Annotated in this window: 22 protein-coding genes; 8 read left to right on the top strand and 14 right to left on the bottom strand. The window is 67.8% G+C overall.

Features of this window, described 5'->3' with window-relative positions; translation table 11 throughout:
* Nucleotides 1-22 precede the first annotated feature (22 nt).
* Entirely contained in the window at nucleotides 23-2,680 is a 2,658-nt protein-coding gene (gene pepN / locus D3869_RS16405) for an aminopeptidase N (protein WP_137141039.1), read from the bottom strand.
* A gap of 167 nt (nucleotides 2,681-2,847) precedes the next feature.
* Here pepN and D3869_RS16400 point away from each other — a divergent pair, with 167 nt between their 5' ends.
* Nucleotides 2,848-3,363, top strand: coding sequence for a DUF305 domain-containing protein (locus D3869_RS16400; RefSeq protein WP_137141038.1), 516 nt, complete (start codon nucleotides 2,848-2,850; stop codon nucleotides 3,361-3,363).
* 21 nt (nucleotides 3,364-3,384) lie between these two features.
* Here the strand turns inward: D3869_RS16400 and D3869_RS16395 are convergent, their stop codons facing one another.
* The 11 genes from D3869_RS16395 to D3869_RS16345 form a co-directional block, all read right to left on the bottom strand.
* Nucleotides 3,385-3,741 (bottom strand): HesB/IscA family protein, encoded by a 357-nt coding sequence (locus D3869_RS16395; RefSeq protein ID WP_137141037.1) that lies wholly within the window; start codon nucleotides 3,739-3,741, stop codon nucleotides 3,385-3,387.
* Nucleotides 3,742-3,757: 16 nt separating this feature from the next.
* On the bottom strand, nucleotides 3,758-4,165 hold the full coding sequence (locus D3869_RS16390; protein ID WP_137141036.1) for an iron-sulfur cluster assembly protein: 408 nt from the start codon (nucleotides 4,163-4,165) through the stop codon (nucleotides 3,758-3,760).
* Between the two features lie 23 nt (nucleotides 4,166-4,188).
* Nucleotides 4,189-4,656 carry a Fe-S cluster assembly sulfur transfer protein SufU gene (gene sufU / locus D3869_RS16385; protein WP_109069516.1) on the bottom strand — a complete coding sequence of 156 codons (468 nt, stop codon included), beginning with the start codon at nucleotides 4,654-4,656 and terminating at the stop codon, nucleotides 4,189-4,191.
* Nucleotides 4,653-5,915 carry a cysteine desulfurase gene (locus D3869_RS16380; RefSeq protein WP_137141035.1) on the bottom strand — a complete coding sequence of 421 codons (1,263 nt, stop codon included), beginning with the start codon at nucleotides 5,913-5,915 and terminating at the stop codon, nucleotides 4,653-4,655. The genes sufU and D3869_RS16380 overlap by 4 nt, the downstream gene beginning before the upstream one ends.
* Nucleotides 5,916-5,929: 14 nt before the next feature.
* Entirely contained in the window at nucleotides 5,930-7,285 is a 1,356-nt protein-coding gene (gene sufD / locus D3869_RS16375) for a Fe-S cluster assembly protein SufD (protein WP_137141034.1), read from the bottom strand.
* Between the two features lie 2 nt (nucleotides 7,286-7,287).
* The gene (gene sufC, locus D3869_RS16370) at nucleotides 7,288-8,040 is read right to left on the bottom strand and encodes a Fe-S cluster assembly ATPase SufC (protein ID WP_137141033.1); all 753 of its coding nucleotides are present in this window, start codon (nucleotides 8,038-8,040) and stop codon (nucleotides 7,288-7,290) included.
* Nucleotides 8,041-8,072: 32 nt separating this feature from the next.
* Nucleotides 8,073-9,560, bottom strand: coding sequence for a Fe-S cluster assembly protein SufB (gene sufB, locus D3869_RS16365; protein WP_137141032.1), 1,488 nt, complete (start codon nucleotides 9,558-9,560; stop codon nucleotides 8,073-8,075).
* Between the two features lie 49 nt (nucleotides 9,561-9,609).
* A complete protein-coding gene (locus D3869_RS16360; protein ID WP_109069511.1) occupies nucleotides 9,610-10,092 on the bottom strand; it encodes an SUF system Fe-S cluster assembly regulator in 483 nt (160 codons plus the stop codon).
* A gap of 277 nt (nucleotides 10,093-10,369) precedes the next feature.
* Nucleotides 10,370-11,362, bottom strand: a complete 993-nt coding sequence (locus D3869_RS16355; RefSeq protein ID WP_137141031.1) for a hypothetical protein — start codon at nucleotides 11,360-11,362, stop codon at nucleotides 10,370-10,372.
* Between the two features lie 7 nt (nucleotides 11,363-11,369).
* Nucleotides 11,370-11,786, bottom strand: coding sequence for a phage holin family protein (locus D3869_RS16350; RefSeq protein WP_109069509.1), 417 nt, complete (start codon nucleotides 11,784-11,786; stop codon nucleotides 11,370-11,372).
* Nucleotides 11,783-12,640, bottom strand: a complete 858-nt coding sequence (locus tag D3869_RS16345; protein WP_247895887.1) for a hypothetical protein — start codon at nucleotides 12,638-12,640, stop codon at nucleotides 11,783-11,785. The genes D3869_RS16350 and D3869_RS16345 overlap by 4 nt, the downstream gene beginning before the upstream one ends.
* A 411-nt stretch (nucleotides 12,641-13,051) precedes the next feature.
* Between D3869_RS16345 and D3869_RS33805 the strand changes: the two genes are divergently transcribed.
* The 7 genes from D3869_RS33805 (at nucleotide 13,052) to D3869_RS16310 (ending at nucleotide 22,456) form a co-directional block, all read left to right on the top strand.
* The gene (locus D3869_RS33805) at nucleotides 13,052-14,497 is read left to right on the top strand and encodes a hypothetical protein (RefSeq protein ID WP_247895886.1); all 1,446 of its coding nucleotides are present in this window, start codon (nucleotides 13,052-13,054) and stop codon (nucleotides 14,495-14,497) included.
* A gap of 810 nt (nucleotides 14,498-15,307) precedes the next feature.
* The gene (locus D3869_RS16335; RefSeq protein ID WP_137141029.1) at nucleotides 15,308-15,847 is read left to right on the top strand and encodes a hypothetical protein; all 540 of its coding nucleotides are present in this window, start codon (nucleotides 15,308-15,310) and stop codon (nucleotides 15,845-15,847) included.
* Nucleotides 15,840-16,640 carry a response regulator transcription factor gene (locus tag D3869_RS16330; RefSeq protein ID WP_040134068.1) on the top strand — a complete coding sequence of 267 codons (801 nt, stop codon included), beginning with the start codon at nucleotides 15,840-15,842 and terminating at the stop codon, nucleotides 16,638-16,640. Before D3869_RS16335 ends, D3869_RS16330 begins: the two co-directional genes overlap by 8 nt.
* Before the next feature lie 58 nt (nucleotides 16,641-16,698).
* Nucleotides 16,699-18,252: a sensor histidine kinase gene (locus D3869_RS16325; RefSeq protein ID WP_247895885.1), complete on the top strand. Its 1,554-nt coding sequence runs from the start codon at nucleotides 16,699-16,701 to the stop codon at nucleotides 18,250-18,252.
* A 157-nt stretch (nucleotides 18,253-18,409) separates the two neighbouring features.
* Complete coding sequence (locus D3869_RS16320) at nucleotides 18,410-20,995, top strand: cation:proton antiporter (protein WP_137141027.1); 2,586 nt, start codon at nucleotides 18,410-18,412, stop codon at nucleotides 20,993-20,995.
* A gap of 16 nt (nucleotides 20,996-21,011) precedes the next feature.
* Complete coding sequence (locus D3869_RS16315; RefSeq protein WP_137141026.1) at nucleotides 21,012-21,938, top strand: DMT family transporter; 927 nt, start codon at nucleotides 21,012-21,014, stop codon at nucleotides 21,936-21,938.
* Between the two features lie 119 nt (nucleotides 21,939-22,057).
* Complete coding sequence (locus D3869_RS16310) at nucleotides 22,058-22,456, top strand: hypothetical protein (RefSeq protein ID WP_014197122.1); 399 nt, start codon at nucleotides 22,058-22,060, stop codon at nucleotides 22,454-22,456.
* A 48-nt stretch (nucleotides 22,457-22,504) separates the two neighbouring features.
* Here the strand turns inward: D3869_RS16310 and D3869_RS16305 are convergent, their stop codons facing one another.
* Both D3869_RS16305 and D3869_RS16300 read right to left on the bottom strand, forming a co-directional pair.
* Entirely contained in the window at nucleotides 22,505-23,989 is a 1,485-nt protein-coding gene (locus tag D3869_RS16305) for an alkaline phosphatase D family protein (RefSeq protein ID WP_137141025.1), read from the bottom strand.
* A gap of 262 nt (nucleotides 23,990-24,251) precedes the next feature.
* Entirely contained in the window at nucleotides 24,252-24,479 is a 228-nt protein-coding gene (locus D3869_RS16300; protein ID WP_246653896.1) for an anti-sigma factor family protein, read from the bottom strand.
* Nucleotides 24,480-24,617 lie beyond the last annotated feature (138 nt).

Raw genomic sequence — 24,617 nt, 5'->3', positions numbered from 1 at the left:
CTCCGGCCCGTTTTCTTTTCACTCAGCCCGCCGCCTCCAGGCTCTTGCTCGCCACCTCGAAGACGTCCGGCGACAGGCCCGGCGTGGCGACGATGCGCTCCAGCTCGGCCTTCATCAGGGCGCGACGCGTTGCGTCGTAGCGGCGCAGGCGCGAGAAGGGGCCGACCATGCGCGCCGCCACCTGCGGATTCATCGGGTCGAGCCGCAGGACCTGGTCGGCGAGGAAGCGATAGCCCGCTCCGCTGGTGTCGTGGAAGCGCACCGGGTTGCCGGCCGCGAAACCGCCGATCAGGGCGTAGACCTTGTTCGGGTTGCGGATCTCGAAGGCGGGGTGGGCGAGCAGGTCCGTCACCCGCTCCAGCGTGTCGGGCCGGTGCGAAGTCGCCTGCACGCCGAACCATTTGTCGACCACCAGCGCTTCGCCCTTCCAGCGCTCGTAGAAGCCGGCGATGGCCTCGTCGCGCTCCGGAGCGTTCGAGTTGCTGAGGAACTGCAGCGCCGCCATCACGTCGGTCATCGCTTGGGCGCCGCGGTACTGGCCGAGGCAGAGGCCGAGCGCCTCCTCGTCCTCCAGCGCCATGAGGTAGGCGAGGCAGAGATTCTTCAGCGCCCGACGCCCGATGGCGGCGGCGTCCACCGAGAAGGGCTCGTTGCCCGCGTTGCGGCGGTGCGTGTCCAGCCAGCCCGGACGCAGCGCCTCGGCCAGCCGGCGGCGGGCGAACTCGCGCACGGCGTGGATCGCGTCTGGGTCGATGACCTCCATCTGCGTGCCGAGGTAGCTTTCGGTCGGCAGCACCAGGGCCTGCGCGGCGAAGGCCGGGTCCTGGTCGGCGTCCTTCAGAACGGCGCCCACCGCGTCGATGAAGCTTTGGGGCAGCGCCAGTTCCCGCCCGGCCTGCCGGTCGGCGACGAGGGAGAGCAGCAGCCGAGTGGCCAGCGTCTGCCCGGCCTCCCAGCGGTTGAAGGCGTCGCTGTCGTTGGCCATCAGGAAGGTCAGGTCACCGTCCGTCAGGTCGGCCCGCAGCTTCACCGGGGCGGAAAAGCCGCGCAGCAGCGACGGCACCGGACGGGCCGGCACGTCGACGAACGTGAAGGTCTGCTCGGCCTCGGTGATGTGCAGGGTGCGGCTGGTGCCGGCGGCCTCGGCCTCGCCCGTCAGGCGCAGCGGCAGGTCCGCCCCGTCCGGACCGAGCAGCCCCATGACCAGCGGGATGTGCATCGGCTCCTTCACCGGCTGGCCGGGGGTGGGGGGCACGGTCTGCCGGACGGTCAGGCGGTAGGTCTTGGCCGCCTCGTCATAGACACCGCTCACGTCCAGCTCCGGCGTGCCGGCCTGCCGGTACCAGCGCTTGAACTGGGTCAGGTCCACCCCGGTGGCGTCGGACATCGCCGCGGCGAAGTCGTCGCAGGTGACCGCCTGCCCGTCGTGGCGCTGGAAATACAGATCCATGCCCTTGCGGAAGCCGTGCGCCCCCAGCAGCGTGTGGTACATGCGGATGACTTCCGACCCCTTGTCGTAGACGGTGGGGGTGTAGAAGTTGTTGATCTCCACATAGCTGTCCGGGCGCACCGGATGCGCCATGGCGCCGGAATCCTCGGGGAACTGCACGGTGCGCAGGCGCTGCACGTCGGCGATGCGCTTGACCGCCCGCGAGTTCATGTCGCTGGAGAATTCCTGGTCACGGAAGACGGTCAGCCCTTCCTTCAGCGACAGCTGGAACCAGTCGCGGCAGGTGACGCGGTTGCCGGTCCAGTTGTGGAAATACTCGTGGGCCACCACCGCCTCGATGCCCAGGAAATCCTGGTCGGTGGCGGTTTCCGGCTTCGCCAGGATGTATTTGGTGTTGAAGACATTGAGGGACTTGTTCTCCATCGCCCCCATGTTGAAGTCGCCGACCGCGACGATGTTGAAGATGTCCAGGTCGTATTCCAACCCGAACACCTCCTCATCCCAGCGCATCGACTTGATGAGCGAGCGCATGGCGTGGTCGACCTTGTCCTCGTTCCCCGGCTCGACATAGATGCGCAGGGTGACGTCGCGGCCGGACGCGGTGCGGAAGCGATCCTCCTGGTGCACCAGCGTGCCGGCGACCAGAGCGAACAGGTAGCAGGGCTTCGGGAAGGGGTCCTCCCACACCGCGCGGTGGCGCCCGTCGGGCAGGTCGCCGGATTCGATGAGGTTGCCGTTGGACAGCAGCACCGGGTAGCGCGCCTTGTCCGCGGTGATCGTGGTGGTGTAGCGGGCCATCACGTCGGGCCGGTCGGCGAAATAGGTGATCTTGCGGAATCCCTCCGCCTCGCACTGGCTGCAGAAGTTGCCGGAGGACTTGTAGAGCCCCTCCAGCGCGGTGTTTTCCTGCGGCTTGATGCGGACGACGGTTTCCAGCGTGAAGCTCTCCGGCACGCTGTGGACGGTCAGATGGTCCGGCGTGACGGTGTAGTCGGCATCGCCCAGCGGCTGGCCGTTCAGCGCCACGGACACCAGTTCCAGCCGCTGCCCGTCCAGAGTCAGCGGCAGCGCCGCCGCGTCGTCGCGCGCCGGGTTGCGCCGCAGCCCGAGCTGCGCGCGGACCGTGGTCACCTCCTCGCCGAGGTCGAAGAACAGATCGACCGTGTCGATCAGATGCGCGGGCGGGCGGTAGTCCTGGAGGCGGATGGCCTTGGGCGTGCCTTTGTCCATGGGGCTTTTCTCTAACCTTGTTTTGGCCGTGTCGGCGTCGCGGAGACGGACTCTAGCATGGAGAGTGGGGACGGGAAGGGGCGTTGGACAGGGGCGCCACCCCCCGAGGGACGATGATTGCCGTCCGCTGTTCGCAGTCATGGGGCTTGACGGCGGAGCGAGAGGTCATGAGCTATTGGCGCTTTTCGGCGATGGTCGCGGTCTCGACGGTCGTGATGTTCGGGCTGATGTATCTGAACACCTACGCCCTCGACCATGTCTTCTACAGCCAGACGCGGACCTGGATGGCCGTGGTGATGGGAGCCACGATGGCGATCATCATGATCGCCTTCATGTGGACCATGTACAGGAACACCGCCGCCAACATCGGCATTGTCGCAACGGGTATCGTGGTGTTCGCCGGTGCGCTGTGGTTGGTCCGCAGCCAGGAGACTGTGGACGACCTGTCCTACATGAAGGCGATGATCCCGCACCATTCCATCGCGATCATGACCAGCGAACGCGCCCACATCCGCGACCCGCGCGTGCGTGGACTGGCGGATCGGATCATCGAGGCACAGGTGCGGGAAATTGGAGAGATGAAGGCGCTTATCGCCGATCTGGAGCGCAATCCCACACCGGACGCAGCGCCGGATCTGCTGTCCTATCGGGAACGGGGAGCGCCTGCGCCGGTCAAGGAATAGGCGCTCTCCTCCCGTGTCCGCTCAAACGTGGAAGCTCTCGCCGCAGCCGCAGCGGCCCTTCTCGTTCGGGTTCTTGAAGACGAAGCCGGTCTGGAACTTGTCGTCGACGTAGTCCATCTCGCTGCCGATCAGGAACATCACGGCGGCAGGGTCGATCAGGACGGTGACGCCCTTGTCCTCCACCACCTCGTCGAACTTCATCTTTTCCTTGGCGTACTGCACGTCGTAGCTGAGGCCGGAGCAGCCCTTCGCCTTCACGCCGATGCGCAGGCCGATGTAGTCGTCGGTCGCCTTCGCCATCAGCGCCTTGACGCGGTCCGCCGCGGCGTCGGTGATGGAAAGGGCCTTGGGGAGAGAAGCCGTAGAAGCCATAGCCATGGGGATCTTCGCCTCCTTAAAACATATCCAGTTGGACCCGCGCGACCTCGGACATCATGTCCTGGCGCCAGGGCGGTTCCCAAACCAGTTCCACCTTGCATGTGGTGACGTCCTCGACGGACTCAACCGCTTGCTGCACCTGCATCGGCAGTTCGCCGGCCACCGGGCACATCGGACTGGTCAGGGTCATGTCGATCTCGACCTCGTTGTTCGGGCCGATGTCGACGCGGTAGATCAGCCCCAACTCCCAGATGTCCACGGGGATTTCCGGGTCGTAGCAGCTCTTCAGCGCCGAGATCACCGCCTCGCTCAGCGCGGCGCGCGGGTCGTAGGCGGCCTTGGCCGCGGCCATGTCCGCTTCGGTCTGGTTCATCGGCCTGGCCTCCGCGGCGTCGGCTTCCTTGGAGATCGCGTCATCGGGCATCGCGTTTCACCGTTTCCTGCAACTTACTCGCTGCTCGCCTTGTCCTCGCCTTCGATGGCCGCGTTCATCGCGTGCCAGGCGAGGGTGGCGCATTTCACGCGCACCGGGAACTGACGGACGCCGGACAGCACCATCAGCCGTTCCATGGCGTCCTCGTCCACCGGGCCGTGGTCGCCATGCTCGTGGTCGTCCTTGGTGCAGAGGTCGTGGAAGGTCTCGAACAGGGCCTTGGCCTCCGCCTCGGTCTTGCCCTTGACCACCTCGGTCATCATGGACGCGCTGGCGGTGGAGATGGCGCAGCCGCGGCCCTGGAAGGCCACATCCTCCACCACCCCGTCCTTCAGCTTCAGATAGACCATGAAGCGGTCGCCGCACATGGGGTTCTCGCCCTTGGCCTCCCGGTTGGCATCGTCGGGATGCCGGAAGTTCCGGGGGTTCTTGCCGTGGTCCAGGATCACTTCCTGGTACAGCTCGCGCAGTTCGTCCATCATGCTCCGAAGAACTCCTTCACCGCGATCACCGATTCGACCAGAGCGTCGGCTTCCGCCCGCGTGTTGTAAAGGGCGAAGCTGGCCCGCGCCGTGGCGCCGACGCCGAAACGGTCCATCAGCGGCTCCGCGCAGTGGCGGCCGACGCGGACGGCGACGCCGTACTGGTCCACGATGGTGCCGAGGTCGTGCGGGTGCACGCCCTCCAGCGTGAAGGAGATGATCGGACCCTTGCCCGGCGCGGTGCCGTAGACGCGCAGGCCGTCGATCTGGGAGAGCTGCTGCGTGGCGTACTGGAGCAGGTCGTGCTCGTGCGCCGCGATGGCCTCGCGGCCCAGCGTCTCCATGTAGTCCAGCGCCACGCCGAGCCCGATCACTTCGGTGATCGCCGGCGTGCCGGCCTCGAAGCGGGACGGGGGGGCCTTGAAGGTGGTGCCTTCGAAGCTGACGCTCTCGATCATGTCGCCGCCGCCCTGATAAGGGGGCATCTTCTTCAGCAGATCGTACTTGCCGTACAGCACGCCGGTCCCGGTCGGGCCGTACAGCTTGTGGCCGGTCATGATGTAGAAGTCGGCGTCGATGTCCTGGACGTCCACCACGCCGTGCACCGCGGCCTGGCTGCCGTCGAACAGCACCGGCACGCCGCGCTCGTGCGCCATGTGGGCGATGATCTTGGCCGGCGTCACCGTGCCCAGCACGTTGGAGCAGTGGGTCATCGCCACCAGCTTCGTGCGGTCGGACAGCAGGTCCTCGTAGGCGTTCAGGTCCAGCACGCCGTGCTCATCCACTGGGACGACGCGGATGCGGATGCCCTTGTCCATCTGGAGGAGCTGCCACGGCACGATGTTGGCGTGGTGCTCCATGACCGAGACGATGATCTCGTCGCCTTCCGACAGGAAGGTCCGGCCATAGCTGTGGGCGACGAGGTTGACGGCCTCGGTCGCGCTGCGGGTGAAGACGATGTTGCGCTCCGACGGGGCGTTCAGGAAGCGGGCGACCTTGCGGCGAGCCTCCTCGAACTGGTCGGTCGCGGTCTGCGACAGGAAATGGACGCCCCGGTGGATGTTGGAATAATCCTCCTCCAGGAAGCGGGTCATGGCGTCGATGACCTGCCGCGGCTTCTGCGCGGAGGCGGCGCTATCCAGATAGACGAGCGGCTTGCCGGGCTTGCCCTTCCGCTCGTGCACGGTGCGCGACAGGATGGGGAAGTCGGCGCGCACACGCTCGACATCGAAGGTGGGGAGGGTGATCTGGGTGTCCATCTCCGGGTCCCTCCTCAGCGCGCGTTCTGCCAGTTGGCGACGTAGCTTTGGAAGGCGTCGCGGACGCTCTCCTCGGCGATCTCCTCCAGCGCCTCGGACAGGAAGGCGCCGATCAGCAGGCCACGCGCCGTATCCTTGTCGATGCCGCGGGCGCGCAGGTAGAAGAGCTGGTCGTCGTCCAACTCGCCCACCGTGGCGCCGTGGCTGCACTTCACGTCGTCGGCGTAGATCTCCAGTTCCGGCTTCGCGTCGATCTCCGCGGTGTCGGAGAGCAGGAGCGCGCGGTTCTGCTGGTAGCCGTCGGTCTTCTGCGCGTCGGGGCGGACGATGATCTTGCCCTGGAAGACGGCGCGGGCCTGGTCGTCGATCACGCCCTTGTAGACCTCGCGGCTGGTGCAGCAGGGCTTGGCGTGGTCGATGAAGGTCGTGGTGTCGACATGCTGGCCGCCGCGCACCATGTAGGCGCCGCTGACATGCGTGTCGCCTTCCTCGCCGTCAAGGACGCTGTTGACCTCGTTCCGCGACAGCTTGGCGCCGATGGTCAGGATGAAGTTGTCGTACACGCCCTTGCCGGCCACCTTCGCCGCGGTGTGCGACAGGTGGAAAGCCTCCGCGTGCTCGCGCTGGACCTTGTAGTGGTGGACCGACGCGCCCGCGCCGACGAAGGCCTCGGTCACGCCGTTCGACAGGGTGGTGCAGGAACCCAGGCCCACGTGATGCTCGACGATCACGGCGCGCGAGTCCGCCTCCGCGACGATCAGGCCACGCGGGTGGAAGGCGGTGGGCTGCGCCTCGGTGCCGACGGAGACGAAGACCAGCTCGATGGTCTCGTCCACCGTGACGCCGCGCGGCACATGCAGGACCGGGCCGTCCGCCAGGAAGGCGGTGTTCAGCGCGACCAGCGGCTGATCGTCGGGGGCGGCGATGCGGCCCAGATGCTCGGCCACCAGATCGGGCTTGCGCGCCAGGGCGTCGGCGAGGTTCAGCAGCTCGACCCCGGCCGGCAGGCCGGCGGTGGAGGACAGCTCCGCCCGGAAACGCCCGTCCACGAAGACGAGACGCGGGCCGGTCGTACCCTCCGCGCGCACGGTCGGCAGCACGTCGAAGCGGACGGCCTCGCCGGCGTCCGTGGCCGGCTGGAAGGCGAGCTTGTCGAGCGCGCGCAGGTTGGTGTAGCGCCAGGACTCGTTCTTGACGGTCGGCAGGCCGAGCGCGGCGAAGCGATCATGGCCCTGGCTGCGCAGGTCGTTCAGCCAGGACAAGGTGGCGCCGGGCAGGCCGTCCTTGACCCGCTGGAGTTGCTCCAGGAAGGGCTTGGCCGCCGCCGGGTCGTAGCCCCGCGGTGCCTTCGTGAGGGTTGTCGTCGCCATGGTCAGGCCGCCTCGTTCACGCCGAACTCGGCGTAGCCGTTCTTCTCCAGCTCCAGCGCCAGCTCCTTGCCGCCGGAGCGCTGGATCTTGCCGAAGGCCAGCACATGGACATGGTCCGGCACGATGTAGTCGAGCAGGCGCTGGTAGTGGGTGATGACCAGCATCGACCGCTCCGGCGAGCGGAGCGCGTTCACACCCTCGGCGACGATCTTCAGCGCATCGATGTCCAGGCCGCTGTCCGTCTCGTCGAGGATGGCGAACTTCGGCTGGAGGACGGCCATCTGGAGCGTTTCGTTGCGCTTCTTCTCGCCGCCCGAGAAGCCGACGTTGACCGCGCGCTTCAGCATCTCGTCGGTCATGTTCAGCGCCTTGGTCTTCTCGCGCACCAGCTTCAGGAACTGCATGGCGTCCAGCTCCGGCTCGCCGCGCTGCTTGCGGATGGCGTTCAGGGCGGACTTCAGGAAGGTGGTGTTGGCGACGCCGGGGATCTCGACCGGGTACTGGAAGGCCAGGAACAGGCCGGCGGCGGCGCGCTCCTCCGGCTCCATCTCCAGCAGGTCCTTGCCGAAGAAGCGCACCGAACCCTCGGTGATCTCATAGCCGTCGCGGCCGGCCAGCACGTAGCTGAGCGTGCTCTTGCCCGAGCCGTTCGGCCCCATGATGGCGTGCACCTCGCCCGGGTTGATCGTCAGGTCGATGCCCTTGAGGATTTCCTTGCCGTCCACCGTGGCGTGCAGGTTCTTGATCTCGATCATCGTTTCTTCTTCCTTCGCGATACGGTGGGCGGTCAGCCGACGCTGCCTTCGAGGCTGATGCCGACGAGCTTCTGGGCTTCCACGGCGAACTCCATGGGCAGCTCCTTAAGCACTTCCTTGCAGAAGCCGTTGACGATCAGCGACACGGCGTCCTCTTCCGACAGGCCGCGCTGGCGGCAGTAGAACAGCTGGTCCTCGCTGATCTTGGCGGTCGTCGCCTCGTGCTCGACGCGGGCGGTGCGGTTGCGGTTCTCGATGTAGGGCACCGTGTGGGCGCCGCACTGGTCGCCGATCAGCAGGCTGTCGCACTGGGTGTGGTTACGCGCACCCTCCGCCTTCGGCAGGATCTTCACCAGCCCGCGGTAGGTCTGCTGCGCCCGCCCGGCGGAAATGCCCTTCGACACGATGGTCGAGCGGGTGTTCTTGCCGATGTGGATCATCTTGGTGCCGGTGTCGGCCTGCTGGAAGTTGTTGGTGATGGCGACCGAATAGAACTCGCCCACCGAATTGTCGCCCTGCAGGATGCAGCTCGGGTACTTCCAGGTGATGGCCGAACCGGTCTCCACCTGCGTCCAGGAGATCTTGGAGTTGCGGCCGCGGCAGGCGCCGCGCTTGGTCACGAAGTTGTAGATGCCGCCGACGCCGTCCTCGTTGCCCGGATACCAGTTCTGGACCGTCGAATACTTGATCTGCGCATCGTCCAGGGCCACCAGCTCGACCACCGCGGCGTGGAGCTGGTTCTCGTCGCGCTTGGGCGCCGTGCAGCCTTCCAGATAGCTGACGTAGCTGCCCTCGTCGGCGATGATCAGCGTCCGCTCGAACTGGCCGGTGTTGGCCTGGTTGATGCGGAAGTAGGTGGACAGCTCCATCGGGCAGCGCACGCCCTTCGGGATGTAGACGAAGCTGCCGTCCGTGAAGACCGCGCAGTTCAGCGTCGCGTAGAAGTTGTCGGTGTAGGGCACGACCGAGCCGAGATACTTCTGGACCAGCTCCGGACACTTGTGCACGGCCTCGGAGATGGAGCAGAAGATGATGCCCATCTCCTCCAGCTTGGCCTTGAAGGTGGTCGCGACCGACACGCTGTCGAACACGGCGTCGACGGCGATGGCCGGGCTCTTGCCCTCGGCCCCTTCGACGCCGGCCAGGATCTCCTGCTCGCGCAGCGGGATGCCCAGCTTTTCATAGGTCTTCAGCAGTTCGGGATCGACCTCGTCCAGCGACTTCGGGCGGTCCTTCATCTTGGGCGCGGCGTAGTAGTGCGCGTCCTGATAGTCGATCGGCGGGTAGGACAGCTTCGCCCAGTGGCGCGGCTCCTCCATCTCCTGCCAGACGCGGAACGCCTTCAGGCGCCATTCGAGAAGCCATTCCGGCTCCTCCTTCTTGGCGGAGATGAAGCGGACGGTGTCCTCGTTCAGGCCCTTGGGCGCGACATCCGATTCGATGTCCGTCGTGAAGCCGTACTTGTACTTCTGCTCCGTGACGGCGCGGACCTGTTCGACGGTTTCGGTCGTGGCGGCCATGCTTGTCTCTCGTTCCCTGAAAGCGTTGTCCGATGAAGGCGCCGAAACGTCAGACGGCGGCGCGCCGTGCCGGGCTGGGGCCGGCTCCAATGCTGTCGAGCGGGCCGGGTGGGCCCTCCGCCCAGGCGGGCGGTCCCATCATGTCGGCCAGCGTCACCTGTTCGAGCGCGCCGCGGATGGCGCTGTTGACCTTCTCCCAGCCGCCGCGCATCGGGCACAGGCGCTGCACGCCGCACTGGCTGTCACCGCCCTCCACGCAGGCGGTCAGCGCGATCGGGCCATCCAGCGCCGTGATGATCTCGGCGATAGAGATTGCATCGGCGGCGCGGCTGAGCGCATAACCACCGGCGGCGCCGCGGTGCGAGGTCGTGAGGCCCGCCGGGGTCAGCGTCTTCATGAGCTTGGCGACCGTGGGGGAGGGCACGCCCGTGCGCTCCGCCAGATGGGAGACGGTGTGAACCGTGCCCACATGGCGCGCCATTTCGCTCATCACGACGATGGCGTAGTCGGTCAGCTTGCTCAGCCGGATCATGACCACCCCGGATACAGGACTAAATTGGTCCTGATTAAGTGGCCATCATAGGACCTTTGTCAAGCGGAACCGGAGCGGCATAACCGGGAAAAACACTCGGGTATAAGGATGGCAGGACTGCGCTTGGCGCACGCTGCGGCGAACTGTCGCGGGCGGCGGGAAACCATGCAGCGCGGTCGGAGAACGAAAAACCGGCCCCGCGGGCAAGGCCGCGGGGCCGGTGCAGTCAGCGTGGAACCCGAAAGGAGCCGAAAGGGGAGCCGTGGGCGAAGCCGGCTCAGCCCGGCTTGCGCGCCTCCTCCCGAGCCGCGTCGCTGGCCGCGCTCACCGCGTCGCCGACCTCTTCCTTCGCGGCTTCGACCGCCGCGCGGGCGGCGCGGGTGCCGCGATCCATGGCGTCGAGGGCCATCTCCTTGGCGCGGTGCGTCGCCTCGTCGGCGTAGTCGCCGACCCAGCGGTCCTCATAGCGGGAGGACGGGATGCTGGCGCCCAGCGCGGCGCCGAGGGCGACGCCCATGATGCCGGCGACCATCGGGTGGTCGTCCACCATCTCCCAGAAACGTCCGGTCGCGCTGTGCAGCCGGTCCGACGCCCGGAAGTGGCTGGCACCGCCATGGTTGCCGCCGGCGTTGCCGATATGGCTTTCCACCCGGCTGCTCACATCCCGGCGCGCGTCGTGCGCCCGGTCGCGGGCTTGATCGGTCAGCCCACGCACGCGGTCTCCGGCCTCGTCTACGGCGTCGCTCGCCCGCTCGTAAACGTGGCTCGCCGCATCGCTGGCGCGCTCGTAGGCGTGGCTGGCGGCCTCGCGCACGCTGCTGCCGGCGCTGTAGAAGGTGTCGCGGGCGTACTGCGCGGCGCTGCCGGCGCGGTCGCGGACGTTGTGCATCGCGCCGCTTCGCGCGATGCGCCGGTCGTAGCCCGAGGCGGTGAGGGCCAGCCAGCCCAGACCGATGCCGATCATGGCGAGCGGGATCGGGTTGCTGCGCATGGTCTCGCCGACCGAGTGGGACCGCTGGTGGGTCTGGTTGCGGATCGGTTCGTAATAGCGGTCCTGGGCGCGTTCGCCGTAGCCGCCGGGGGTGGTGTGCATCCGGTTCATGGTCTGCTCCATCAGGTGACGGGGAGCGAGCCGCGCGGTCTTGCGCTTCAGGACCTGGATCGTGTCGCCGATCCGGGCTTGGCGTTCGCGGATCTCCCGTTGCATCGCGTCGTAGTCGCGGGGCGTTCCGCGCCCCTTTTCATCGCCGTCCTTTGATCCGTCGTTCATCGGCCGCTCATCGCGCAAGCTGGGAGCGAGCCCAGCGCTTGTCGTCCCGAAGCGTCTGGATGGTGCGCTGCGGCTGGAGATTCTCCGGGCTGAGCCGCTTCTTGCCGATCATCGCCAGCACGCCGCCGATGACGAGCACCACGGCCCCGACGATGACGGCGGCCAGCCACGGCTCGACCACCTTCGACAGCGCGAGCACCGCCGCGGCCAGCAGGACCAGAACGCCCGCGAAGGCGATCAGCCCGCCGGCGACCACATAGGCCGCACCGCCCGCCGCCTGCCCGGCCTTCTCGGTCAGTTCGGCCTTGGCCAGTTCGATCTCGGTGCGGGCGAGGTTGGTGGTCTCGCGCGCCAGATCGGCGAACAGGCCGGCGATGGGTCGGTCTTGCCGCGGATCGTAGGAACGGTCCTCCGCAGCGCTCATGGTTTGGTCCCCTGGATCGGCGTGCTGCCGGACGCCGGCTTGGCGTCGGAGGCGGCGCCGGGCACCGAGCCGGCGACCATCTCGGCGGCGTCACGGGTGCGGGCGGCGGAGGTCGCCGCGGTGGCGGTGTTCAACGGGCGCGGGCCCTCCTGGCTGTGGCCGACCCCGCCGCCGGCGGCCGTTATGGCGGTCGCCGAGGTCATGCCGGAGGAGGCCATTCCGGACGACAGGCCGGACCTCGGGCGCGGCGCGGACGCGCTTTCCGAGGCGGCCGAACCGGTTGCCGTGCCACGGGGGTGGCCGGCCAGATCGTGGTCGGTGCGCAGCGCCTCCTGTCCGGCGCGGTCCGCGCCCCGCAGGCCGAAGTCGCGATAGTCGTGATGGTCCTGCCCGGAGCGGCCATGGTCTTGGCGGCCAAAGTCCTGACGGCCTCGGTCATGGCGGCCGTAACCGCCGGTCAGGTGCGACGACGACGCCCCGCGAAATCGCCGCTCTCCGGAGCTTTTGACGAAGCGGGCGAACAGGAAGCCCACGGCGAAGGCCGCGCCGACGAACACCTCCGGCTGGCGCCGCGCGAAGCGCTCCACCTGACCGACCATGTCGTCCATGGTGGAGTTGCGGAGCATGTCGGCCACCCGCTCCACCCGGTCGGCGGCCTGCCCGGCGTAATGGGCGGCGGTGCCGTTGTTTTCCTCGTTCAACTGCTCCGCGGCCTTGTGCAGCGCGTTGGCGACGCTGCCCAACTGGTCGGCGGCGCGGTCCGTCTGCATTTCCAGAAGCGAGCGGATGCGGCCCTGGGCGGCTTCGAGGGTGTCGCGACCGGCATCGGCGGCCTCGCCCGCCATGCGGTTCATGTCGCCCGATGATCCCCGGCTCTGCGGACGATCCTTGCCCAAACCACTGCCAGAACCACTGCCCAAACCACTGCCCAAACCACTGTTTGTCATCGGGTCCGGCGTCTTGCGGTTCGGTTCGCCGGTGCCCAACGTATCGCGGTCTGCCATCTGTCTTCCTCCTCGGGGTCGGCTGCGGATGTGTCCCAGTTCCCAGCCTGCGGCAATTCGCCGCGCTTTGCGGCGTCCGATGTCGGGAATCAAACACACTCATGGGCATCGGAGTTCCGGCGTGTGTATTGCGTTCCTGCGCAGCAACGCGGAGTTGCCAGCGCCGATTCCGGCGGCGCTGTCGGAATTGGACGGCCAGCGAAAGTGTGCTAAACTTCTCCGCGAATTCGCGAAGGTTCCGATGAACCGGAGGAGGCGGCCGTGAACGGCATATTTTCCGCTCTGACCAACGGCCAGAACAGCCTCTTCCAGCTCCAGAAGTCCAAGAAGGACTGGGAGCGGGCGATGGAGGCCATGGATTACAAGGACGCGACGCAGCGCCTTGCCGACAAGGCCGAACAGGCGAAGATGCCGTTCACCATGACTCCGGAGCAGCAGAAGAATTTCACCGCCGTGGTCAACGCGCTGGAGGAGGCCAAGCGCGTCGGCGGACCGAAGGCCGTCGCCGAGCAGAGGCTGGAGGAGGTCGAGCGCAAGATCGAAGAACTGAAGATGATGATGCGCCACAACAAGGGCGACCGCGAAAAGCTGGTGCAGCTGGCGCGGGAGGCGGCGATCCTCGCCAAGCAGGCCGGACGGGCGGCGAAGGAATACGGCGCCGGCGTGGCCGCCGCCGCGGAGATGGGGCTTCCCGGCGGGGCGGGGGCGCCATCCATCGGCGGCATCAGCATCGAGCGGACGATCACCCGCACCTCCATCACCGTCGTTCAGACCGAGATCGCCGTCGATGTGACGATGACCATCCGCGGCGACGGCGCGTCCGCGGAGGGCGCCCCGGCCGAAGGCGCTCCGCCGGACGCGTCCGTGGCTCCGCCGCCGCTGCCTTTGGACAGTGCGGCTGCGGAGGGCACGACGACGGCCGCGGACATGGCTGCCGGCGAGGAGGCGGCGGAAGACGGGGAAGCACGCGCCGCCGAGGCTGTGGCGGCGGAGGCGGCCGGCCTGGCCGGACAAGCCACCGCCCAGGCCGTGCCCCCGGACGACGGGGAGTCGTCGGACGGCAAGACCGCCGGCGCGAAGACGGAGCAGGAAAAGGCGAAGGACCGGGCCGAAGGGAAGGTCGACGGGGATGCCGCCGGGGAGACCGCCGACAAGACCGCCGAAAAGATCGCGGACGGGCAGGGGAGCGACCTCGAACGCTTGATGACGGAGGCGGCGCCCAGCCTGAACGCCGCCCCCACCGCTCCGCAGGGCGACCGGATCCGCAACTACATCCAGCGGATGATGGCCGACAACGACCTGAAGATGTCGCGCTACCGCGAGGCCGACGAGTTCGGGCGCCGGGTGGAGGCTGTTCTTGCCACGGCCAAGTCGATCATCGCCGAAGCAAAGGCCGCCAACGAGCTGGACCAGGCCGAAGAGCGGCGCAAGGCGCGGCGGGAGTCCTTCAAGGATTACGACAAAATCGTCGAGGAATCCCAGGACAACGTCAACGAGCTGCGCCAGGCGGCCTTCGGATCCAGCACGACCCTCAAGGATTTCGTGGAGGCCATGACCGATCCGAACGGAACGGACGGCGGTTCCGCCGACCCGGAGAGCGTCGGCGCGGAGAGCGCAGTCACGCCTTCGGCGGACAGCCTGTCGGCGCTCGGTGGGGCGGAGACGGGGATGCCCGCCCTGTCCGGTTCGGTCAATCTGCTCGCGTAGGAGCATCGGCGGGCAGACGCCTGGGGGAGCCCGTGGGCACCCCCTTCTTACGCGTCGGGTGATCGCCTTCGGAAGTATCGCCAACTGGGTAATCCAGCCCATTTCGCGGTCAAAGCTGTCTTGACGGAGGCGATCGACCGGCGCAGGATCGCGGATGTGAAGGTTGATGCTCGAAAAGCATTGTACGCACAGCGCCGACCGGCGGTAACGTCGGCCGGATAGAAGGCTGGAGTTCAAGCGGCAACATCATATGAGACGCCGATATGGCGCTCTCATCTTATGGATACTGTTGCCCGTCCGGCTGACCGGCGGTGGGGCCATACCCGGGTGGCTCCGCCGCCGATTGTTTTTGGGGCTCTTTTTCGCCCTTTCCTTTTCCCTTCCCTCCCGCCGGTTTCCACACCCACGAGCCCACGGTGCCACGCGCCGGGGGCGCGGACCTCTCACGCTTCTCCCGTCATAGGATAAGCCAAAGGGAAGTATGGGTATTTGAGGCAACCGGTGCCCCCAAACCTAACCTACAAATAGGCAAATTAGTTCGAAATCCGACCTATCGATAGGAGTAGGAACAAAAATTGGCCGCAAATGTGCGCAAAAAGGGGGTATCAAACAGGGGTTTAACGCCACATTAACCAGACTGGACTGACCTTGATCTCACGGAGGCGGCAAGTGCAGGCATGGGGCCAGCAACACCGCCCGCGAATTCAACCACGATGCTTGAAAGGCCCGACGATGACGATGACGGGTACCATATGCGAAGTGGCTGGAACCAATGCCGGAGTGGGGTGCCGGCGGCGGAAGGCGGGCCTTGTGCTGGCGGTTCTTCTGCTGGCCGGGTGCCCCGGCACCACGGTTCCTCCTGAAACGCAGACCGCCGGACCGACCGCCATGGCCGTTCCGGTGCCGAAGACGAAGCCTGCTCCCCCGCGCGTCAAGACCGCGGGAAAGGATCAGGCGACCACGCCAGCGGTGAACGGTCCGGGGACCGGTCCCGCAGCCGCGGTCATCGCCATGGCTGGGACAGAGGTGGCGGGGCTGCCCCCCGTACCGTTCGGCGGCGCCAGCCCGCCCGCCACCCTGTCCCCCGAAACGCTCGTCGGCCTGGACCAGGTCCAGACCCGGCGTCTCCTGGGCACCCCTGCCGCAACGGAAGAGGCGCCACCTGCAAAGGTGTGGCATTACGCTAAGGGCGACTGTTCGCTCAAAGTCTTCTTCTTCATGGACATGACGTCCTCCCAGGACTTCCGTGCCCTTTCCTACGATATGAAGAGCAGCGAAAATGTCCCAGATGTCGATAAACGATGCTTCGCTCAACTCCTTGCCCAAGGCTGGGATGTCCGCCATGACTGAGGCCGCCGTCGCCCGCGTGGCGCTGGTCGACGACGACGACCTGTTCCGCGAATCCCTCAGCCTCAACCTCGCCGACGAGGGGTACGAGGTCATCACCTTCGACCGTGGCGAACCCGCGCTCGACTTCTTCGCCGAGGGCGGTTCGGTGGACATCGTCCTGCTGGACTGGCGCATGCCGAAGATGGACGGCATCGACGTCCTCCGCCAGATGCGCTCCCGCGGCATCGACCTGCCGGTGATCTTCCTCACCGTGCTGTCGGACCAGATTTATGAAGAGGCCGCCCTGGCCGGCGGCGCGCTCGACTTCGTGGAGAAGTCGCGCAGCCTGTCGATCCTGCTGAAGCGCATGCGCCTCATCGTGGACGGCTCCAAGGGCACGCCCGAGGAGGCCGAGGGGCCGAAGGAATCCGTCTATGCGCTGGGCAATCTCGACCTGCGCCTGGACAACAGCCGTGCCCTGTGGAACGGCAAGCGCATCGACCTGACGCTGACCGAGTTCAACATCGTCAAGCTGATGGCGACGCGTCCGGAAGAGGACGTGTCCTACCGCGAGATCTACGACCTCGTGCATGGCAAGGGCTTCCTGGCCGGCTACGGCCCGTCGGGCTACCGCGCCAACGTCCGCGCCTTCATCAAGCGCATCCGCCAGAAGTTCCGCGTGGTGGACGCCGAGTTCGATTGCATCGAGAACTATCCGGGCTTCGGCTACCGCTGGGGCAACGGCACCGGCGGCACCGGCCGCACGCGCGACGACGACGCGGATGTGATGGCCGATGGCGCTGCTGCCGATTGAGGCCCGCGGGCCTGACGGCGCGCGGGACGGGACGGAACTCACCAAGGGAGGCTTCTCCATGGCGGGTTTCCCCGGCGGCCGGCTGCGGTGGCTGTGGCATTCGCTGGCCAGCCGGCTGGCGCTGCTGACCATCGTCTTCCTGGCGGTCCCGGTGCTGATCTACGATCAGTTCCAGCGCGCCGACACCGCGACGCAAACCCTGCTGCTGCAGAGCGCGCAGCGGCAGGGCGAGCTGATCGCCCGCGCGCTGGAGCCGGACCTGTCCCGCGCCAACCGCGCGGCCCTGCCGCAACTCGGCCCCATTCTGCGCCGCTTCGCCGACGGGAACACGCGGCTGAAGCTGCTCGTCCGGCCGCGCGCCCTGGCCGGCAACAACCTGATGGGCAGCGACGGCTTCTATTACGTCGCCGCCGCCCCGTCGGTGCCCACCGACGACCTGGATGCCGAGCGGTACCAACTCCTCGAACAGGGGGTGCTGGACCGGCTGGGCGCCTCCTGCGCCGGGAACGAGCCGCTGGCGCTGCGCCTGCCGCGCTCCTCCGGCGGCTATGAAATCCTGACCTCGGTCACGCCCGTCAACACCGCCTTCGGCTGCTGGGCTCTGGTGACCAGCCACACGGCCGGCGGCTATCTGGAATCCTCCCTGGGCCGCCCCTACTGGAGCACGCCGGTCGTCCAGGCCGCGGCGATGATCTACATCGTCATGGCGGCGCTGGTGATGGCCGTCCTGCTGGGGGTCTGGCGCAACCTGCACCGCTTTGGCGATCTGGCGCGCGACATCGTGTCGGGCGGCATCGGCGAGGGCGGGCAGGGGTCCTTCACCAACCGCAACACCGTTCCGGAGCTGTCCGGGGTGGCCGAGGACTTCGACCGGCTGGTCGATACCCTGCGTGAGAGCGCGCGGTCGCTGCGCCGAGCGGCGGAGGACAACGCCCACGCCTACAAGACGCCCATTGCGGTCATCCGCCAGTCGGTGGAGCCGCTGCGCCGTTCCCTGCCCGCCGAGGACAACCGCAGCCAGCGCGCCCTGACCATGATCGAGAAGTCGGTGGACAAGCTTGACGGTCTGGTCTCCTTCGGGCGGCGCATGGACGAAGCCGCCGCCGACCTGCTGGTCCCGCCGCGCCGCCGGGTGGACCTGTCCGATCTGGTCGAGCGCATGGCCGGCGGCTACACCAGCCTGCTCGCCGAGCGGCAGCTCCACATGCGCTCGCGCATCGAATCCGGGGTGGTTGTGCGGGCCAGCGAGGACATCCTGGAAACCGTCATCGAGAATCTGGTGGAGAACGCCGTCAGCTTCTCGCCGCCGGACGGCACCGTCAGCGTGCGCCTGTCGCGCAACGGCGCCTGGGCGGAGCTGGTGGTCGAGGACGAGGGGCCGGGCGTCGATCCGGCGAACCTGCCGCGCATCTTCGAACGCTACTTCTCCCAGCGCGAGCCGGGACGGGGCATGCCGGAGGATGCGGCGGCTCAGAACCAGGCCGAGGCGACCCATTTCGGCATTGGCCTGTGGATCGTGCGGCGGAACATCGAAGCCTTCGGTGGCAAGGTCCGCGCCGAGAACCGTTCCACCGGCGGCTTTCGCATGACGGTGACCCTGGCGGTGGCCTAACGGGGCGCAAGCCCCGTACGCCCCCCTCCGTACGGGTGTGGCCGGACCGTACGTCCGGTCACACGTACGGAACAGCTTTGTCCTTTATCCTGACCTTGCTCCCGCCCCAATCGGGCGATACCGTGCGCCGCGACCCCCCAAAGGGCAAGGCAGCCCCATGCACGTCATTGTCATCTATGTCCTCGCGGTCTCCGGCCTTCTGGCGCTGGTCAGCCTGCTGCCGCCCTTGGCGGCCCGGCTGCGGGTTCCCTACACGGTGCTGCTGGCCGCCGTGGGCGTGGCCCTGGGGCTGGCGATCCAGACCTTCGCCGGCCAGGGCGGCACCGGCCCCTTCCATGACTTCCTGAACTCCCTGGCCGAGCTGGACATCTCGTCCGAGGTGCTGATCTACATCTTCCTGCCGGTGCTGCTGTTCGAAACGGCGCTGGCGGTGGACGTGCGGCGGCTGTTCGACGACGTGTGGCCAATCCTGCTGATGGCCGTGGTGGCGGTGTTCGTCTGCACCTTCGCCGTCGGCTACGCGCTGACCCTCTTCACCTCGATGGGGCTGGTGGCCTGCCTGCTGCTGGGGGCGATCGTCGCCACCACCGATCCGGCAGCGGTCGTCAGCATCTTCCGCGACCTCGGCGCGCCGCGCCGCCTGACCATGCTGGTCGAGGGCGAAAGCCTGCTGAACGACGCCGCGGCCATCGCGCTGTTCACGCTTCTGCTTGGCATGCTGACCCGCAACGCCCATGGCGGGGCGACGGAAGCGGCGATGGAATTCCTGCGCGACTTCGCCGGCGGCGTGGCGACCGGCTATGTGTGCGGGCGCGTGGTCTGCATGATCGTCGAACCGGTGCGCGACCAGCCGATGGCCGAGATCACGCTGACGGTGGCGCTCGCCTATCTCAGCTACGTTCTGGCGGAGCATTACGTCGGCGCGTCCGGCGTCGTGGCGGTGGTCACGGCGGCGCTGGTCGTCGGGTCGGTCGGGCGGACGCGCATCTCGCCGGCCACCTGGGGGGCGCTGGAGCATGTCTGGAAGCAGCTCGGCTTCTGGGCGAACTCGCTGATCTTCCTGATGACGGCGCTGCTGGTGCCGCGCCTGCTCGGCGGCATCGGCTGGAGCGACGTCGGGCTGGTGCTGGTCGTGGTCGGGGCGGCCACGGTGTCCCGCGCGCTGGTGCTGTTCGGCCTGCTGCCGCTGCTGTCCGGCGCCGGTCTGGCCCAGCGCGTCAGCCACGCCTACAAGGCGGTGATGCTGTGGGGCGGCCTGCGCGGCGCGGTGTCACTGACCCTGGCCCTGGCGGTCACCGAAAACGGGCGCGTTCCCGACCGGGTCCAGGGCTTCGTCGCCGTGCTGGTCACCGGCTTCGTCTTCTACACGCTGTTCATCAACGGCACGACTCTGCGCGCCGTCATCAACCTGCTGGGCCTCAACAAGCTGTCGCCGGTCGAGCACGCCATGCGCAACCGCGCGCTCGCCCTGTCGCTGGCCGGCGTGCGCGAGCGGGTGGAGGATCTGGCCCACCGCTACGAGGTCGACGAGCAGGCCGTGGGCTCCACCGTGTCTCAGTACACCGACCGGCTCGACGCCATCGTCCGGGAGCGGTCGACCGAAGCGCCGCTCAGCAACGAGGACCGCGTGACCATCGGCCTCGTCATCCTGGTGAACCGCGAGGAGGAGCTGTATTACGAGCACTTCCGCGAGGGCATCCTGTCGCGCGGGGTGGCGGAGCTGCTGAACCGCCGCACCGGACGCCTGCTCGACGCCGTGAAGACTCAAGGGCGCGCCGGCTACCGCGCTTTCGAGGAGCCCTTCATCTCCTTCACGCCTTGGATGCGGGTCGCCAGCCTGCTGCACCGCCGGCTGGGCATCCACGCGCCGCTGGCCCGCCGGCTCGCCTTCCGGTTCGAGATTCTGTTGGGCGTGCGCACCGTGCAGCGCGAGCTGCTGGAGTTCATCAACGACAAGATCGGGCAGGTGCTGGGCACCGACGTCGCCTGCGAGCTGGAAGGCATCCTGACGGTGCGCCTCGCCATGGTCGAGCAGGCCCTGGCGGCGCTGAAGCTGCAATATCCCGACTACGCGCTGATCCTGCAGAGCCGCTACGTCAGCCGCGCCGCCCTGCGGCTGGAGGAGGCGGATTACCGGGCGCTCTTCGCCGAATCGATCATCAGCCAGGAAATCCTGAGCGACCTGCAACGCGATCTGGACGACCGCCGCCGCGCGCTCGACGCCCTGCCGAAGCTCGATCTGCGGCTGGATCTGATGGACCTCGTCGGGCGGGTGCCGCTGTTCGAGGGGCTGGAGGGCGACCGTCTGCGCGGCATCGCCACCCTGCTGAAGCCGCGGCTGGTGCTGCCTGGGGAAACCATCGTCCGGCGGGGCGAGCGCGGCGACGCCATGTTCTTCATCGCCTCCGGCGCCGTCGAGGTGCTGGTGCCGGGGCTGGACGAGCCGGTCCAACTCGGCACCGGGGACGTGTTCGGCGAGATGGCCCTGCTGACCCGCCAACGGCGCAACGCCGATGTGCGTGCGATGGGCTATTGCCAACTGCTGGTCCTGGATGTGAGAGACTTCCATCGGCTGGTGAAGAAGGACGCAAGCCTGCGCGCTCATCTCCAGTCGGTGGCCGAGGCGCGGCGCAACCCGCCGCCGAAGCCGGCCGAGGCCGTTCAGGAGGTTGCGATGCCGGTGGCGGACGCGCCTGCGGTCGTCGAGGCCCCCGCCGCCGAAAGCGCGCAGGCACGGGGATAGGAGACGACGAGAGACGATGACCGTGCAAGCGACCACCGCCGCCGCGGGCGGGCGGCCCGATTGGGTAGGCCTGATGCCGGGCGTCTTCGTCCTGCTGTGGAGCACCGGGTTCATCGGCGCCAAATACGGCCTTCCCTACGCGGAACCACTGACTTTCCTGCTGGTCCGGCTTGGGCTGGTGGCGGTGATCCTCGGCGTCGTCGCCCTGGTCACCGGAGCGCCCTGGCCGAAGAGCTGGGCCGAGGCCGGACGGATCGCGCTGGCCGGGCTTCTGGTGCACGGCGTCTATCTGACCGGCGTGTTCTGCGCCATCGCCAAGGGCATGCCGGCGGGGGTGACCGCTCTGATCGTCGGCATCCAGCCGTTGCTGACCGCCGCCCTCTCCGGCCCGCTTCTCGGCGAGCGGGTGAGCGGGCGGCAATGGGTGGGCTTCCTGATGGGGCTGGCCGGAGTCGGGCTGGTGGTGGGCGAGAAGCTCCACTTCGACTCCACCGACGCGCTGGGCATCGGGCTGGCGTTGGCCGCCCTGCTGGGCATCACCTTCGGCACGCTCTACCAGAAGCGCCACGGCACGGCGATGGACCTGCGCAGCGGCGCCGCCATCCAGTACGCCGCGACCGCGGCGGTGCTGGCGGTGCTGGCCCCGCTGTTCGAGACCATGCGCATCGACTGGACCGGAGAATTCGTCTTCGCCCTGCTGTGGCTCAGCTTCGTGCTGTCGGTGGGAGCGATCTTCCTGCTGTTCCTGTTGATCCGGCGCGGCGCGGCGGCGCGCGTGGCGAGCCTGTTCTATCTCGTCCCGCCGGTGACGGCGGTGATCGCCTGGGCGATGTTCGGGGAGCGGCTGGGGCTGCTGGCCCTGTCCGGCATGGCGCTGGCGGTGGCGGGGGTCGCCCTGGTGAACCGCAGCGCCGTCAACCGGAACGCCAAGCGCCCGGCCTGACGCCGTGCGCATTGCCTCGGCGGGGCGCTCCGACTATGCTTTCCCGCACCGGCAAAAGATCCGGCGGTGTCCCCGCCGGTTCAACCACGCTTCGGCAAACCACATCGGAAGTGAGTGTCATGGACGGCCTGGAGCCCATCTCGCTCGATGACAACCAGACCCTGCAGGCCATCGGCATCCTGGCCGATGTCCTGGACGGGGTGGACGGCCCCGGCGGGCTGGACACGGTTCTGGTTTCCAAGGCGCTGCGGCAGGTGATCGCCACCAAGTCCCAGCCGGCCTTCGAATTCGCCACGCGCGCCTTCAACACGCTCGACGCCGACGTGCGCCGTCAGGTGGCGGAGACCGCCGACCAGGCGGCCCACGATTCGGTCGAGCTGCGCGCCCGCGTCGGCGGCTTCCTGGCGACCTCGGCCAAGGCGCCGGGCGCCGGCGGCCCGGCCACGCCGGCGCAGGCCACCAGCTTCCTCAACGCGCTCAATCTGCGCAACCGCCGCCGGTCGCCGCAGTCGGAGTGAACCGGCGGGCTCCTCCGGTCCGATCTTCTGGGTTCAGATCACCTCGGTTCAGATGACCTGGGTGTAGCGGTTCGGCTGGCCCTCGGCGGACCAGCGGGCATGGATCTGCCCTTTGCCGTCGAAGATCAGCGACAGCCAGTTGCGCTGGCGGATGATGCGCTTGCCCGATTCGGGGAAAGCCGGCATTTCAAAGACATAGCCGTTGGGCAGAGTCTCCTTGCGGCCGGCCAGCCATTCCAGGGCGAGAGCCGTTGTTTTGGCGGGCGGCGGGTGGACGACCCCCGACGCGATGAGCTGCCAGATCTCCACACCGCCGCCGCGCAGCACGGCCCGCGCGCCCGCGTGGATTTCGCCCGACACCGAGGTGATCCGGCACCCGGTCCGCCGCGAGAATTCCGCCAGAAGTCCGAGCAGGCGCAGCCACTCCTCGGCGTGGGCCGGACTGCGCCACTGGTCGCGCAGATCGTCCTCGATCCCGACGCGGACGGGCGACAGGCCGACCGCCCGCTCCATCACGCCGGTGTCGAGGTAGAGCAGCGGCACGCTGGACATCAGAATCAGGTGGCGGCAGCCCTTGAAGCGTTCCAGCCACTCCGGCAGGGCATCCCAGACCCGGTCCGACAGAACGCGGCGGGGGGTGCGGTCGCTGCGCATGTCCAGCGCCAGAACACCGACATCGCCGAGCCGGAACCCCTGGCTGAAGGAGTCCATGGGCGCCCCCCAGACGCATTCCGGCTGGGCGCCCTCCATGGCGGCCAGCTGGAACAGCGAGAAATGGCGGCGGGCCGCGGTGTAGACGCCGCGCCAGGCCGGGGACGTCATCTCCTCATCCGGGTGGGAGCCCCAGCCGTCGAAGATGTCGTGGTCGTCCCACATCATCACCGAGGGGATGCGCGCCGTCACCGCCGCGGTTTCCGGCTGGCCCCACACCCGCAGATAAAGGTCGAAGTAGAAGTCCGCCGCCTCTTCCGCCATCGCGGGGGTGAAGGGCTCCTCCAGGCGGGCGTCGTCGGTCCGCTTCTTCCAGGCGGTGAGCAGCGGCGGCTGGCGCCACACCGCGTCGGCGTAGAGCTGGTCGCCACCTTGCAGCAGCAGATGGAAGCGTTCGCTCTCGTGACGGCGGCGCAGGTCACCCCACAGGGCGTTGCGCGGCGCGTTCAGCCCGGCGATCTTTTCCTCGTCCTCCGCGCCGTTGCAGGAGACATAGGCGATCCGTGGCGACGAGGTGCGTCCCGGCACGGTCACCGCCCAGGTGTCTCCCGGCGACGCCCCGTCGGTAAAGCCATAGGCGGCTTCGACATCGCGGGCGCCGCGCGGAATGGCGAAATCGAACCGCCAGACATGCCGGTTGCGCCATTGGGCGAGGTGGCGGGGCGGAACGGGCAGGGTCACGCCGTCCACCCGCAGATCGTAGGGTTCGGCGTCGCCGTCCAACACGAAGAGGGCGGACAGCCACCAGCGGTCGCCTTGCTCTCCCCGGAAATAAAGGACGGGACCCAGAATGATGTTCGGTGCCGGCCTGCCGCGCGCCATGGACGCTGTTCTTCCTCTTCATTCCCGCCGGTCCGGGCACCCATGGCCCAGCCCCCGTTTCCGCGGCTCCTGTTTATGGGAAAAGCCGCCGGTCTGTAAAAGGGGCAAGCGTCGATCCGAAGGGGGAGGCCGCCTGGACATGCGGGAGAGCCCGCCAAGGCGCCCGCCACGGCGAAGGCGACGCCGGGGGTGCGGGCAAAAAAAGCGGGCGGCCGGATCGTCCGGTCGCCCCATGTGACGATGGAACGCGGGAATCAGAGGGTTAGCTCTTGCGGCGTTGCCTCAGCAGTTCGAGCATGCGCGCCGGCACCGGTTCTTCCAGCACGGGATCGTAAAGGCGGTGAAGCTCCTCCACATGGCTTCTGTGGAAGGTCACCACGGCCTTCGCGTCGGCGTCGTCCTCTACGGACTGCTCGAACTCCTGACGCTCCTTATCGTCCAAGGCACCGTCAAGATATGCGTTGATATGGTTCATCGTCACACGCTTCATATCTTTTGATCCCGGAACGCCTCCGGAGGCCATCCCCCCGAGACGGAAACGATCCGCGACGCAGAGTTCAATATAGTGCGGCGGGCACGGCGTCGGGAGTGGTGTCTTACCTCTTCTTATGGGGATGATGCCGATACC

Origin of the sequence: Azospirillum brasilense, from assembly GCF_005222205.1 — a bacterium.
Classification (GTDB): Bacteria; Pseudomonadota; Alphaproteobacteria; order Azospirillales; family Azospirillaceae; genus Azospirillum; species Azospirillum brasilense_G.
Note: the sequence above shows the minus strand (reverse complement) of the source record. Positions and strands in the feature narration are given on the sequence as shown.